Below are 14562 nucleotides of genomic sequence, written 5' to 3'. Positions count from 1 at the left end.
CCGCTGGAGCGCTCCACCATGACGTCCGACGACTTCCGTACCGCCGCCCGCGCCACCGCCGACCTGGTCGCCGACTACCTCGACGGGCTGCCCGGCCGGCCGGTCTGGCAGCCGATGCCGGTCGCCGACCGGCAGGCCCTGCTCGACCTGCCGCTGCCCGAGGAGGGCGCCCCGCTGGACGCCCTGCTGAAGACCATCGGCGAGCAGGTCATGCCCGCCCCGATGGGCAACGGCAACCCGCGCTTCTTCGGCTGGGTCAACTCCGCCCCGCAGCCCGCCGGGGTGCTCGCCACCCTCGCCGCCGCGGCGATGAACCCCAGCTCGGCCGGCGGCGACCACGCCGACGTGCACCTGGAGCGGGCCGTGGTCCGCTGGATCGCCGAGCTCGTCGGCTTCCCCCACCCGGCCGGCGGCGGCCTGCTCACCTCCGGCACCTCGATGGCCACCATCGTCTGCGTCGCCGCCGCCCGGAACCGCGCGGCCCGCCGCGCCGGCGTCGACGTCCGCACGGAGGGCGTCGCCGCGCTGCCGCCGATGGTCGGCTACGTCACCGGCGAGACCCACTCCTGCGTCCGCAAGGCCTGGGAGCTGCTCGGCCTGGGCAGCCGGCACCTGCGCACCGTCGCCGCCGACGGCGAGGGCCGCCTCGACCTCGGCGCCCTGGCGGACGCCGTCGCCGAGGACCGCGCCGCCGGGCGGCTGCCGTTCCTCGTCGTCGCCTCCGCCGGCACCGTCGGCACCGGCGCCGTCGACCCGTTCGGCCCGATCGCCGACCTCGCCGGACGCGAGGGCCTGTGGCTGCACGTCGACGGCGCGTACGGCGCCTTCGGCGTGCTCGACCCGGCCATCGCCCACCGGTACGCGGGCATGGACCGCGCCGACTCGCTCGCCCTCGACCCGCACAAGTGGCTCGGCGTGCCGGTCGACTGCGGCTGCGCGCTCGTCCGCGACACCGAGGAGCTGCGCGGCACGTTCAGCCTCGTCCCCTCCTACCTGCGCGACGAGGCGGCCGGGTCGCTCGGCTGGTTCTCCGAGTACGGCACCGAGCAGACCCGGCCCTTCCGCTCGCTGAAGGTGTGGGCGTCGATCGCGCACCGCGGCCGGGCCGGGGTCGCCGCCGACATCGCGCACACCACGGCGCTCGCCCGCCGGCTCGGCGAGCTCGTCGACGCCGCCCCCGACCTGGAGCTGCTCGCCCCGGTGGAGACCTCCATCGTGGCGTTCCGCTACCGCCCGGCCGGGCTGGACGCGGCCGGGACCGACCGCGTCAACCGCGAGCTGCCCGTCGCCGTGCAGCTGCGCGGACGGGTGTTCGTCACCGGCGCGGTGCTCCGCGGACACGAGATGCTCCGCGCCTGCCTCCTGAACGCCACCACCACCGAGGACGACGTCCGCCTGCTGCTGGACGAAGTGCGCGCGGCCGGAGCGGAGCTGACGGACCGTCCGGGCACCGACCGCCGGGACTGACCTGCCCTGATCATGTCAGGTCCCGGAATGCGGAGACATTTACCGACAGGTCACGGGAGATTCGTGATCGCGAAACACCGGCACGACACGATGTGTGCATGGACGATCTCACAGTCACCACGACCACCGGCCCCTCCCGCGCCCAGCGGCGCGCCGTCCGCACCCACCGCTGGCGCCGGGAGACCGTCGAACTCGCGGCGGTCTTCCTCGCCGTCGCCACCGCCGACCTCGTCGCCAACGTCGTCGTGCACGGCCACGACGGCCCGGTGGTGCTCGTCGTGTCCGCCGTCGCACTGTTCGCCACCGCGGTGTTCCACGGATGGTGGGCACACCGGCGGCCGCACGGACCTCCCGCCCCCGGCACGCACGCCCCACCCGGCGAGGAGCCCGTGAGCGGCCCCCTCGACGGACTGGAGGCGACCGTCCTGTGGCGGGTGCGCACCACCGTCGAGGACTCCCCCGGCAGCCTGGCCCGGGTCTGCACGGCGCTGGCCGGGCTGCGGGTCAACATCATCTCGATGCAGTCGCACCCGCTGCCGTCCGGCGCCGTCGACGAGTTCTTCGTCCGCGCACCGGAGGCCCTCGACCGGGCCGAGCTGACCCGCGCGGTCGCCGCCGCCGGCGGCCACGACATCTGGACCGACCGGGCCGACGCCCACGAACTCGTCGACGCGCCCACGCACGTCCTCGCCCTCGCCACCCGCACCGCCCTGGACGCCGCCGAGCTGCCCGTCGCCCTGCGGCAGCTCTTCGGCCGCTGCACGATCCGGCAGTACCCGGACCGCGGCCGCTCCACCCCGGCCGGCGTCGACGGCCACGTCATGCGCCTGCCCGTCCCCGGCGGTGACCTCGTCGAACTCACCCGGCCGCACCTGCCCTTCACGCCGACCGAGTTCGCCCGCGGCCAGGCCCTCGTCGAACTCGACAGCCTGCTCGGCCCCCGGGTGCCCAAGGTCGAGGCCCGGCTGGCCCGGTCCGCCGGCGCCGACCTGACCGTGCGCCGCGCCGAGCCCGCCGACCGGCAGGCCGCCCTGGAGATGCACCACCGCTGCTCCCCCGAGACCCTGCGCAAGCGCTACCACGGTCCCGTCGGCGACGCCGACCGGTACCTCCACCACCTGCTCGACCCCCGGCACGGCCAGACCCTCGCCGTCGAGGCCGCCGACGGGCGGATCGTCGCCCTCGCCCACCTCATGTGGGACGACGAGGGCGCCGAGGTGGCGCTGCTCGTCGAGGACGCCTGGCAGCGCCAGGGCCTCGGCGTCGACCTGCTGCGCCGGATGGCCGCGCTCGCCCTGGAGTCGCAGGTGCAGACGGTCTACGCCGTCACGCACTCCTCCAACACCGGGCTGATCTCGACCATGCGCAAGCTCTCCGCCCCCCTCGACTACCAGGTCGAGGACGGCACCCTGGTGATCACCGCGCACCTCGCGGAGGCGGCCGACAAGCTGCCGACCCCCTGGACCACCCGCCCCGGCCGCTGACCGCACCCGGCCCGCACCCCCGGACCCGCGCGCTCCGCCCCACCGCGCTCCGGGCCCGCACCCCGACCTCAGCCGACCGACCGTCGCCGGCCCGGCCGCTCCCCGAGCGGCCGGGCCGGTGGCGTGCGTCACGGACGGACCGTCACCGCCCGGCCGACGACCCGCCCCGGGACCGGGGAGGGCCCCGAACGGCCCCCGTGCGGCGGGTTCCGGCAGGCGGCGCGGGGGTCCGGCGCTCAAAGCGTGCACAAGGAGTGGGTAGGCTGGCCCACGTCCCCGCCGTCCGAAGGTCACCACAACCCGGGCGGTGCCGCAGCAAGGAGGAACCACTGAGCATGGCAGGCACCGATTCGGAAGCCACGGCCGCACGCGACGCCTCGCTGCCCGCCCGCGCCAAGATCGCCGTGACGGCCGGGAAGATGGCCGCCGCGCTCTCCCAGAAGGCCGGCCGGGGCAGCGGCTCGGTGATCGGCGGCAAGATCGCGCTCAAGCTCGACCCCGATCTGCTCGCCACGCTCTCCGAGCACCTCGACGTCGTGCTCGTCAGCGCCACCAACGGCAAGACCACCACGACCCGCCTGATCGCCGAGGCGCTGCGCGCCGTCGGCCCGGTCGTGTCGAACGCCCTGGGCGCCAACATGCCGGCCGGCATCACCGCCGCCCTGGCCGGCGGCTCCGACGCCCGTTTCGGCGTCATCGAGGTCGACGAGAAGTACCTCGCGATGGTCGCCCGGGACACCCGCCCGAAGGCCATAGCGCTGCTGAACCTCTCGCGCGACCAGCTGGACCGCGCCGCCGAGACCCGCATGATGGCCGAGAAGTGGCGCGAGGGCCTGAAGGACAGCGACGCCGTGATCGTGGCCAACGCCGACGACCCGCTGGTGACCTGGGCCGCCTCCTCCTGCAAGAAGGTGGTCTGGGTGGCCGCCGGGCAGGCGTGGAAGGAGGACGCCTGGTCGTGCCCGTCCTGCGGCGGCGTGATGCAGCGGCCCGGCGACGACTGGTTCTGCTCGCAGTGCGGCTTCCGCCGTCCGAACCCGCACTGGGCGCTCCAGGGCACCCACGTCATCGACCCGCACCGCGGCGCCTGGCCCATCCAGCTGCAGCTGCCCGGCCGCGCCAACCTCGCCAACGCCACCAGCTCCGCCGCGGTCGCCGCGGTCTTCGGGGTCGCCCCGCAGGTCGCCCTCCAGCGGATGCAGACCGTCGCCGCCGTCGCCGGCCGCTACGACGTGGTGCAGTACCGCGGCCGGGAGGTCCGCCTGCTGCTCGCCAAGAACCCCGCGGGCTGGCTGGAGACCTTCACCCTCATCGACGGTCCGCCCGCACCGGTCATCCTCTCCGTCAACGCGCTCGACGCGGACGGCACCGACACCTCCTGGCTGTGGGACGTCGACTACGAGCGCCTCGCCGGCCACCCGATCTTCGTGATGGGCCAGCGCAAGCTCGACCTCGCGGTGCGCCTGGAGGTCGCCGGGCTGCAGTTCCAGGTGGTCGACACGCTGGAGCAGGCCGTCCTGGCCGCGCCCCCGGGCCGGATCGAGGCCATCGCGAACTACACCGCGTTCCAGCAGCTGCGCAAGGCGGTGACCGTCTGATGGCGCAGCCCACCGAGCCGCAGCCCCCGCAGCAGCAGTCGTACGGAAGGCCTTCGAGGATGAGTGAGAGCAGCCTGCGCCTGGTGTGGGTCTACCCCGACCTGCTGAGCACCTACGGTGACCGCGGCAACGCGCTCGTCGTCGAGCGCCGGGCCCGCCAGCGCGGCCTCGGGGTCACCCGGATCGACGTCCGCTCCGACCAGGCGGTGCCGACCAGCGGCGACATCTACCTGATCGGCGGCGGCGAGGACCGTCCGCAGCGCCTGGCCGCGGAGCGGCTGCGCAACGACGGCGGGCTCGTCCGGGCCTCCGAGAACGGCGCGATCATCTTCTCGGTCTGCGCCGGCTACCAGATCCTCGGGCACGAGTTCATCAACGACCTCGGCGAGCGCGAGGCGGGCCTCGGCCTGCTCGACGTCCGGACGGTCCGCGGCGAGGGCGCCCGCTGCGTCGGCGACGTGCTCGCCGACGTCGACCCGCAGCTCGGCCTGCCGCAGCTGACCGGGTTCGAGAACCACCAGGGCGTGACGGAGCTCGGCGCGGGCGTGAAGCCGTTCGCGAGCGTGAAGGTCGGGCGCGGCAACGGTACCGGTGACGGCACCGAGGGCGCGTACCGCGACACCGTCTTCGGCACCTACCTGCACGGCCCGGTGATGGCCCGCAACCCCGCGGTCGCCGACATGCTGCTCAAGCTGGCGCTCGACGTGAACGCGCTGCCGCCGGCCGACACCACGTGGTACGACGCGCTCCGTGCGGAGCGGATCGCCGCCACCAGCCAGCCCGCCTGACCACCCGAGGGTGCCGGGCTGACCACCGCGAGGGTGCCCGGCTGACCGCATGGCGGTCAGCCGGTGCCCCGCGGGCGGATTGCATAAGAGAATAGGAACGCTGGACGCACCACCCTCCTCGGCGTCCGGCTGCAGTTTTGCGCGGACGCGTCGACGATGCCGCTCCCGCTCGGCTCCTGCCCGGCCGGACGCAGGGACCGTATGCTGTGCCTCAGGTCGCCCCAGGTCGATGACGTCCGACGGCGACCGGCCCGCGGTGGCGACACCGCGGTGGTAGTCCGGCCTCCGGTTCTTCCCCCCAGCCTGGCGGCTGGGAGGTGCCCCCAGGGGAGTTGCAAAGCAATGCGTATTGGTGTCCTGACCAGCGGCGGTGACTGCCCCGGCCTGAACGCGGTGATCCGTTCCGTGGTCCACCGGGGGGTGGTCGACCACGGCGACGAGATCATCGGTTTCCAGGACGGCTGGCGCGGCCTCCTCGAAGGCGCGCACCGCCCGCTCACCCTCGACTCGGTGAGCGGCATCCTCGCTCAGGGCGGCACGATCCTCGGTTCCTCGCGCGTGCAGCCGAGCCACCTGCGGGACGGCGTGGAACGCGCCAAGCAGCACTGCAAGGACCTCGGCATCGACGCGATCATCCCGATCGGCGGCGAGGGCACGCTCAAGGCGGCCAAGCTGATGAGCGACGGCGGCCTGCCGGTCGTCGGTGTGCCGAAGACCATCGACAACGACATCGCGTGCACCGACGTCACCTTCGGCTTCGACACCGCCGTCTCGGTGGCCACCGACGCGCTCGACCGCCTGAAGACGACCGCCGAGTCGCACCAGCGGGTCATGGTCGTCGAGGTCATGGGCCGCCACACCGGCTGGATCGCGCTGAACGCGGGCATGGCCGCCGGCGCCCACGCCATCGTGGTGCCGGAGCGCCCGTTCCACATCGACAAGCTGACCGAGGTCGTGCGCGAGCGCTTCGACCGCCACAAGAAGTTCGCCATCGTCGTCTGCGCCGAAGGTGCCAAGCCCGAGCCCGGCAGCATGCCGTGGGAGGAGGGCACCAAGGACATGTACGGCCACGAGCGGTTCACCGGCATCGCCACCCAGCTCTCCCGCGAGCTGGAGCACCGCCTCGGCAAGGAGGCGCGTCCGGTGATCCTGGGCCACACCCAGCGCGGCGGCACCCCGACCGCGTACGACCGGGTGCTGGCCACCCGCTTCGGCTGGCACGCGGTGGAGGCGGCGCACAAGGGTGCGTTCGGGCACATCACCGCGCTGCAGGGCACGGACATCAAGCTGGTGCCGCTGGCCGAGGCCGTGGCCGAGCTGAAGACGGTGCCGCAGGAGCGCTACGTCGAGGCCGAGACGGTCATCTGAGCGCCGCCGTACGACAGGACCCCGTCCGCGCTGCCGTGGACGGGGTTCTTTTCGCCCGCCTTTCTTGACCGATCGATCCAGATAGAGGTACGGTCTTCCCATGGCAAGGACCAAGGAGTTCGATCCGGACGCGGCGCTGCAGGCAGCCGTCGAGCTGTTCTGGGAGCGCGGCTACGAGGCGACCTCGATGGCCGACCTCACGGAGCGCCTCGGCCTCGGGCGCGCCAGCCTCTACGCCACCTTCGGCAGCAAGCACGAACTGTTCCTGCGGTCGCTCGACCGCTACCGCGAGAACACCGACGCCACCCTGCTCACCGAGCTGTCGCAGCCCGGCCCGGCCCTGGCCGCCGTACGGGGCGTGGTGCGGCGCTTCGCCGACGAAGCACTGCGCGAGCAGCGGCTGCGCGGCTGCCTGGTCACCAACACCGCCACCGAACTCGCCGCGCACGACAGGGACGCCGCCCGACGGGTCCGCGCCAGCTGGGACTACCTGGAGACGCTCACCGCCGGCGCGCTCACCCGGGCCCAGGCCCAGGGCGAACTGGGCCCCGAGAAGGAGCCGCAGGCCCTCGCCCGGCTGCTGCTCACGGTGATGCAGGGCATCCGGGTGGTCGGCAAGGCCGGCGACGACCCGCGGCGGATCACCGACGCCACCCGGCTCGCCCTGTCCCTGCTGGACTGAGCGGCGCCGCCGCACCGCCCGCGCGACCGCCCCGGCGGTCCTCGCGAAAATCCCTGCGCGGATCCTCGCATGACCATATAATGGAACGAACGGTACAGAAAGAGGGGGACCATCATGACCGCCAACGCCATCGCTCCGACGTCCACCGCCCGCCCGCCACGCACCACCGCCGGCTTCGCCCTGCTGGGGACCGTCCAGGCGACCCTGATCTTCACCCTGATGGCGATCTCCGTACCGCTGCCCGACATCGGCCGCGAGTTCGGCCTCGACCACAGCGACCTCGTCCTCCTCAACGCCGCCTACGGACTCTCCTTCGCCGCCCTCCTCCTGCTCGGCGGCCGCCTCACCGACCGCTACGGCGGCCGCCGCGTGCTCACCGGCGGACTCGTCGTGCTCGGCCTCGCCTCCGCCGCCGCCCCCTTCGCCCCCGGCTTCACCGCCCTGCTGCTCCTGCGGTTCCTGCAGGGCGTCGGCGCGGCCCTCGTCGCCCCGGCCGGCATGGCCGTGCTGCGGGCCCTGCTGCCCAGCGCCGCCGAGTACGGCCGGGCCATGGCCACCTGGGGCGGGCTCTCCGTGCTCGGCGCCACCACCGGCAACCTCGCCTCCGGTGCCGTCGCCGACTGGCTCTCCTGGCGGTGGATGTTCGTCGTGCCGGTGATCGTCACCGCCGCCGCCCTCGTCCTCGCCCCGCGCCTCCTGCCCGCCGACCCGCCCCGCGAGCGGCGCCCCGCCCTCGACCTGCCCGGCGCCGTGCTCGCCACCGCCGGCACCGTGCTCGTCAGCTACGGCCTGGTGCTGACCGAGACCGGCGGCTGGGTGCCGCCGTTCGCCGCCGGCCTCCTGCTGCTCGTCGCCTTCGTCCTGCGGGAGCGCCGCGCCGCCGAACCGCTGCTGCCCCTCGGCTTCCTCCGCGGCGGCCGCCGCCTCCTCGGCCTCGGCGCCACCCTGCTCAGCGCCGGCGGCACCGCCACCGTCTTCCTGCTCATGACCCTGCACCTCCAGCAGGACCTCGGCTGGACCCCCCTCGCCACCTCCGGCGCCTTCCTCCCGTACGCCGCCGCCCTGCTCGCCGGCGGCCGGTTCGCCGGGCCGCTCGTCGGCCGGTTCGGCCCGCGGACCGTCACCGTCGCCGGGCTCGCCACCGGCGCGGCCGGCCTCCTCGCCCTCGCCGGCCTCGACACCCACACCGCCTACCTGCCGGGCCTGCTGCCCGGGCTGCTCCTGCTGCCCTTCGGCGCCGCCCTCGCCTTCGCCGGTGCGGCCGTGCTCGCCACCGACGGCGTGCCCGAGGCGCAGATCGGCCTGGCCGGCGGCGTCCTCAACACCGCGATGGAGCTCGGCCCGACCGTGCTCCTCACCGCCCTGCTCACGGTCGGGTCCGGCGGATCCGCCCTCGGCGCGGCCGCGGCCCTCTTCGCCCTCACCGCCCTGGCCGGCGGCCTCACCGCCCGCCGCGGCTGACCCGCCCGGGCGGCGGGGCACCCGGACCACCCGGGCACCCCGCCGCCCGACCCCGCGGCACACCCGCGGGCCGACCCCGCAGCCCACCGCCCGCAGCCCACTCCCACAGCCCCGTCCACGAAGTCACAGCGCCACCCGCACCGAGCACAGGAGCACCACCATGACGTCCCAGCGCTTCGCCGGCCGCACCGCCCTCGTCACCGGGGGCGGCAGCGGCCTCGGCCGTGCCATCGCCCTGGCCTTCGCCGCCGAAGGAGCCGCGGTCGCCGTGGCCGGACGCACCCCGGCCACCCTCGCCGAGACCGCCGCGATGATCCGGGCGGCCGGGGGCACGGCGGAGGCGATCGCCACGGACACCACGGACGCCGTGCGCACCACCGCGCTCGTCGCCGACACGGTCGGCCGGCTCGGCGCCCTGGACGTCGCCGTCAACAACGCCGGCATCCTGCGCGGCGGCCGCCCGTTCGCCGACCAGAACCCCGACGACTGGCGGGCCCTGCTGGAGACCAACGTGCTCGGCACCGTCCTCGCCATGCAGGCGCAGATCTCCCACATGCGGGCGCACGGCGGCGGCGCGATCGTCAACGTCTCGTCCAACATCGGCGCCCACACCCGGCTCCCCGGCCTGGCGGGCTACGCCGCGAGCAAGGCCGCCGTCTCCGCCCTCACCCGGGCCGCCGCACTCGACCACATCCGCGACGGCGTGCGGATCAACGCCGTCAGCCCCGGCGCCTCCGACACCGCGATGTCGCTGCGGCCCGGCGAGGGCCCCACCGAGCGCGCCGCCCGCATGAAGGAGCAGTCGCCGCTCGGCCGGGTCTCCAGCACCGCCGAGGTCGCCGCCGCCGTGCTCTACCTCGCCTCCGCCGACGCGGCGTCGGTGGTGGGCACCGACCTCGTCGTCGACGGCGGCGCCTCCGCCTGACACGCCGTCCGCCGGCGCCCCTGCGCGGCGGGCCCCGGGCATACCGTACGGAGGTGGCCCGGGGCACGCCCGGACCGGTGAACGTGCGAGCAGGAGGGAGCACCCGATGGAGATCCTCGCCTACGGCGTGCAGGCCGACGAGCGACCGATGCTGAGCGAGGCCTTCGAGGGCCGACACGACCTCCGCATGCTCGACGTCTTCCTCACCGAGGACACCGCCCCGCTCGCGGAGGGCGTGCCGGTGGTGAGCAGCAGCGTCAACGCGGTGCTCGACCGGGCCGCGCTGACCCGGCTCGCCGCGGGCGGCACCCGGCTCGTCACCCAGCGGTCCACCGGATTCAACAACATCGACCTGGACGCCGCCCGCGAGCTCGGCCTCACCGTCGCCCGGGTCTCGTACTACTCGCCCTACGCGGTGGCCGAGCACGCCTGGGCGCTGGCGCTCGCCGTGAACCGCAGGATCACCCGGGCCGCGAGCCGGGCCCGCGAGTTCGACTTCCGGCTGGACGGCCTGCTCGGCCGGGACGTGCACGGCATGACCGTCGGTGTCATCGGCACCGGCAAGATCGGCGAGTGCTTCGCCCGGATCGCGCACGGCTTCGGCACCGAGCTGCTGGGCTGGGACATCGCGCGGAACCAGGACTGCCTCGACCTCGGCATGACGTACGTCGACCGGGACGAGCTGCTCGCCCGCAGCGACCTCGTCAGCCTGCACGTGCCGCTGCTGCCCGACACCGAGCACCTCATCGACGGCCCCGCCCTCGCCCGGATGAAGCCCGACGCCCTGCTGGTGAACTCCAGTCGGGGCGGGCTCGTCGACAGCGCCGCCCTGGTGGAGGCGCTCCGCGCCGGCCGGCTCTCCGGGGTCGGACTCGACGTGTACGAGGAGGAGACCGGCGTGTTCTTCACCGACCGGTCGGTCCGCGGCATCACCGACGACGTGCTGGCCCGGCTGATGAGCTTCCCGCAGGTGCTCGTGACCTCGCACCAGGCGTACTTCACCCGTACCGCGGTCGGGCAGATCATCGGGGCGACCGTCCGCAACGTCGACGACTTCGCGGCGGGGCGCAGCAACGAGAACACCCTGGTGGCCGGCAAGGACGGCGGCCGCTGACCGGCACGCCCTCCCGCGGCGAACGGGCCCGGCCCGACGACGGCCGGACGACGGCCGGGCGCGCGACGGGCGCGGGACGGACGCGGGACGGACGCAGGACGGACGGGCGACCGGCAGCGGGCCGTCGGGGACGGCCGGGGGGCGGCTGCCGGCGGCCCGTGGGCGCCGCCTAGTCTGGCCGAAGCAAAACGGACGAAACCGGACCGGCCCGCGGCGGGCACGGGCGGTGCCAGGGAAAGCAGGACGCGCCGATGGGCGACGGCATGACGGGGATGCACCACCACGGGGGGACGCTGGGCCCGTACACCCCCTCCGCGGCCCTGCAGTGGTCGCCCGACTGGCCCTTCCTGATCGGCGCGGTGCTCGCCCTGGCCCTGTACACGGCCGCCGCGGTGCGGCTGTGGCGGCGCGGCGACCGCTGGCCGGTGGGCCGGCTGGTCGCCTGGACGCTCGGCACCGGCACCCTCGTGCTGGTCACCTGTACCGGTCTCAACGACTACGGCATGGTGCTGTTCAGCGCCCACATGATCCAGCACATGGTGCTGTCGATGTTCACGCCGATCCTGCTGCTGCTCGGCGCCCCCATCACCCTGGCGCTGCGCGCGCTGCGGCCCGCCGGCCGGGGCAACGGCAAGGGCCCGCGCGAGCTGCTGGTGGCACTGCTGCAGAGCCGGTACGTGCGGGTGGTCTCGCATCCGGGGTTCACGATCCCGCTGTTCATCGCGAGCCTGTACGCGCTGTACTTCTCGCCGCTGTTCGACTTCCTCATGCAGTACCGGCTCGGGCACCTGGCGATGATGGTGCACTTCCTGGCCGTCGGCCTGCTGTTCTTCTGGCCGATCATGGGTGTCGACCCGGGCCCGCACCGGCCGGGCTTCGTGATGCGCATCCTGGAGCTGTTCATGGGGATGCCCTTCCACGCGTTCTTCGGCGTGGCGGTCATGATGGCGACCGGTCAGCTGGTCACGACGTTCGGCGCCGCCACCGCCCCGCCCGGCACCCACCTGCTGGACGACCAGAAGATCGCCGGCGGCATCACCTGGGCGTTCGGCGAGATCCCGACCGCCATCGTGCTCATCGCGCTGACCCTGCAGTGGGCGCGCTCCGAGGAGCGGCAGGCCCGCCGTGCCGACCGGGCCGCCGACCGCGACGGCGACGCCGAGCTCGTCGCGTACAACGCGTACCTGGCCTCGCTCGACCGGCGCGGCCGTGCCGCGGACGCCGGCTGACGCCGCCCGCGGACGACCCGCGCGAGCCCCGGCCGGAGGTACCGGCCGGGGCTCGCGGCGTTCCGTCAGCCGCCCAGGAGGACGGGGCCGAGGCCCGCGAGGCGGTCCGGGTCGGCGATGACGTCGATCCCGGCCACCCGGCCCCGCGCGACGGTGAACGCCAGCAGCGACACCGGACGGCCGTCGACCAGCGCGAGCAGACCGGGACTGCCGTTGACGAGCACGTGCCGCCGCTCCGACCGGGCCGCCTGCCGGAAGCGAAGCGCCTGCGAGGCCACCGCGGCCGCGCCCCGCACCACCCGCAGCCCGCCGGGCACCGTGCCGTCGTCCGCGCGCAGCACGACGTCCGGGTCGAGCACCGCCAGCAGCGCCTCGAAGTCGCCGCCGCGGGACGCCGCCAGGAAGGCGTCGACGACCTCCCGGCGGCGCACCGGGTCGGGCTCGGGTGCGGGGCCCGAGCCCCGCACCCGGCGCCGGGCCCGGCTGGCCAGCTGGCGGGAGGCCGCCGGGGTGCGGCCCACGATCGGCGCGATCTCCTCGAACGGCACGGCGAACATGTCGTGCAGCACGAACGCCAGCCGCTCCGCGGGGGCGAGGGTCTCCAGCACGACGAGCAGGGCCAGGCCGACGGAGTCCGCCAGCAGCGCCTGCTGCTCGGGGTCGGCGGCGCCGTCGGCCCGGCCGACGACCGGATCGGGCAGGTGCTCCCCCACCGGGTCCTCCCGGCGCGAGCGGCGGGAGCGCAGCATGTCCAGGCAGACCCGGCCGACGACGGTGGTGAGCCAGCCGCCCAGGTTGTCCACGGCGGCGGCGTCCGAGCGGCTGAGCCGCAGCCACGACTCCTGCACCGCGTCGTCGGCCTCGCCGAGCGAGCCGAGCATCCGGTAGGCCACCGCGCGCAGGTGTCCGCGGTGGGCCTCGAAGCCCTCCGCCAGAAGGTCGTCGTCCATCGGTCCCGTCCTCCGTGGTGTCCGTCCGTCGCGTCCGTCCGTCGCGTCCGTCCGTCGTCACCCTGACGTACGGGGTACCGGCGATGTGACGGCGGCCGCGGCTCAGCCGATGCCCTGGCGGTCGGGTTCGAGTGCGAAGGCCCGCTCGGCGGGATCGGTGACGTGCTCCTCCACGGCCCGCTGCAGCAGGGCGCGCTGGACGAGCAGCGGGGCGCGCCGGGCCTCCGGCGCGATCCGCAGCAGGTCACCGAGCGCGGCGACCAGGCGGCGGGTCACCTGCGGCTGGTCGGCGCCGCAGAGCCGGATCTCGGTGAAGGCCAGCTCGACCGTCCGCGGCCACTCGGGCACCGGCTGCACCAGCCGGACGTCACCCGCGGCGTCACGGTGCCGCAGCTCGCCGATCTCGTACGGGGCGAGCAGCGCGAGCAGCTGGTGGATCCGGTCGACGGCCTGCACCGCCGTCGTCGGGTCGTTGACCGCCGGGGAGAGCGCCCGGATCGCGATGTCGACGAGCTGCCGGAAGCCGAAGCTGAGGTCCTGGTGCATCGTGCGGTCGACACCGATGCTCAGCGCCGCGGCGACCCGGCGCGGCCGCGGCGCGGTGCCGCCCGCCACCAGGACGGTGGGCGTGCCCGGCGCGATGAAGTCGCCGATCCGGGGCACCAGGTGGAACACCGCGCCGTTCCGGCGGGCCAGCCGGACGAGCCGGGTGATGTCGATGCCGCGGAGCACCCCGGGGTGGCCCTCGTGCGGCAGCTGGACGGCCGCCCCGTCCGGCGGCAGCAGCCCCGCCGCCGGGCCCGTCGCCGGGCCGAGCAGGCGGTAGCCCGCGAGCACCGACAGCGACTCGCGGGTGACCCGGTCGATCACGTGCGGCACCCGCAGCAGCCGCAGCGTCGCCTGCACGTACAGCACGAAGAGGCCGAGGCTGAGGAACACCAGCAGCAGCGCGACCAGCGTGGACGCGACCGGCACGGAGATCACCAGGGCCGGATCGTCGGTGTCCTCGTAGCCGAGCTGCACCAGCAGGGTGAAGACGAACGTGGCCAGGCAGGAGGCGAACGTCGCCTTGGTGAGCCGGCTGCGCACGTACAGGCGCAGCACCCGGGGGCTGAACTGGCTGGCCGCCATCTGCAGGGACACCAGCGAGATCGAGAAGACCACGCCGATGAAGGTGAGCATCGCCGAACTGACGGTGGAGACGATGCTCTGCGCGGCGGTGGTGAAGTTGACCAGGTCGTCGGCGGACCCGGTCTCCCGGACGGTCACCCGGACGGCCTGCTCGTCGAGCCACAGCGTGACGCCGGCGAGCAGGACCGCACCGGCGCAGCCGAGCAGCGGCGCGAACCAGAACGCCTCCCGCAGGTACTCCCGCAGTGGTGACAGCGGCCGCAGCCGGCCACGGTGGCGGGCGGGTGCGGGCCGACTGTCCGTCATCCCCTCAGGCTAGGGCGTGTCCGACAGTTCGCGGCGGATCAGCGCGCGGCGTCGGGCGC

The 14562-nt window shown here is 74.7% G+C and carries 12 protein-coding genes; 10 read left to right on the top strand and 2 right to left on the bottom strand.

Annotation, left to right across the window (positions count from 1 at the left end; translation table 11 throughout):
• The first annotated feature begins 18 nt into the window (after positions 1-18).
• The 10 genes from OG335_RS30685 to OG335_RS30640 all read left to right on the top strand — a co-directional run bounded on the left by OG335_RS30685 (position 19) and on the right by OG335_RS30640 (position 12116).
• A complete protein-coding gene (locus OG335_RS30685) occupies positions 19-1467 on the top strand; it encodes a pyridoxal phosphate-dependent decarboxylase family protein (RefSeq protein ID WP_405014387.1) in 1449 nt (482 codons plus the stop codon).
• A 98-nt stretch (positions 1468-1565) separates the two neighbouring features.
• Entirely contained in the window at positions 1566-2951 is a 1386-nt protein-coding gene (locus tag OG335_RS30680) for a GNAT family N-acetyltransferase (protein WP_405014386.1), read from the top strand.
• Positions 2952-3286: 335 nt separating this feature from the next.
• The gene (locus tag OG335_RS30675) at positions 3287-4549 is read left to right on the top strand and encodes a MurT ligase domain-containing protein (RefSeq protein WP_405014385.1); all 1263 of its coding nucleotides are present in this window, start codon (positions 3287-3289) and stop codon (positions 4547-4549) included.
• Between the two features lie 59 nt (positions 4550-4608).
• Positions 4609-5337, top strand: coding sequence for a type 1 glutamine amidotransferase (locus OG335_RS30670; protein WP_405014384.1), 729 nt, complete (start codon positions 4609-4611; stop codon positions 5335-5337).
• Positions 5338-5679: 342 nt separating this feature from the next.
• Entirely contained in the window at positions 5680-6705 is a 1026-nt protein-coding gene (locus tag OG335_RS30665) for a 6-phosphofructokinase (protein ID WP_405014383.1), read from the top strand.
• Positions 6706-6805: 100 nt separating this feature from the next.
• Complete coding sequence (locus OG335_RS30660; protein WP_405014382.1) at positions 6806-7387, top strand: TetR/AcrR family transcriptional regulator; 582 nt, start codon at positions 6806-6808, stop codon at positions 7385-7387.
• Positions 7388-7501: 114 nt separating this feature from the next.
• Entirely contained in the window at positions 7502-8848 is a 1347-nt protein-coding gene (locus OG335_RS30655) for an MFS transporter (RefSeq protein ID WP_405014381.1), read from the top strand.
• A gap of 160 nt (positions 8849-9008) precedes the next feature.
• Positions 9009-9773, top strand: a complete 765-nt coding sequence (locus OG335_RS30650) for an SDR family NAD(P)-dependent oxidoreductase (protein ID WP_405014380.1) — start codon at positions 9009-9011, stop codon at positions 9771-9773.
• Between the two features lie 106 nt (positions 9774-9879).
• Complete coding sequence (locus OG335_RS30645; RefSeq protein ID WP_405014379.1) at positions 9880-10887, top strand: 2-hydroxyacid dehydrogenase; 1008 nt, start codon at positions 9880-9882, stop codon at positions 10885-10887.
• A gap of 251 nt (positions 10888-11138) precedes the next feature.
• A complete protein-coding gene (locus tag OG335_RS30640; protein ID WP_405014378.1) occupies positions 11139-12116 on the top strand; it encodes a cytochrome c oxidase assembly protein in 978 nt (325 codons plus the stop codon).
• Positions 12117-12181: 65 nt separating this feature from the next.
• Here the strand turns inward: OG335_RS30640 and sigJ are convergent, their stop codons facing one another.
• Entirely contained in the window at positions 12182-13066 is an 885-nt protein-coding gene (gene sigJ / locus OG335_RS30635; protein ID WP_405014377.1) for an RNA polymerase sigma factor SigJ, read from the bottom strand.
• A 102-nt stretch (positions 13067-13168) separates the two neighbouring features.
• Complete coding sequence (locus OG335_RS30630; protein WP_405014376.1) at positions 13169-14503, bottom strand: DUF2254 domain-containing protein; 1335 nt, start codon at positions 14501-14503, stop codon at positions 13169-13171.
• Positions 14504-14562: the final 59 nt, after the last annotated feature.

Source organism: Kitasatospora sp. NBC_01539 (genome assembly GCF_045040525.1).
GTDB lineage: Bacteria > Actinomycetota > Actinomycetes > Streptomycetales > Streptomycetaceae > Kitasatospora.
Note: the sequence above shows the minus strand (reverse complement) of the source record. Positions and strands in the feature narration are given on the sequence as shown.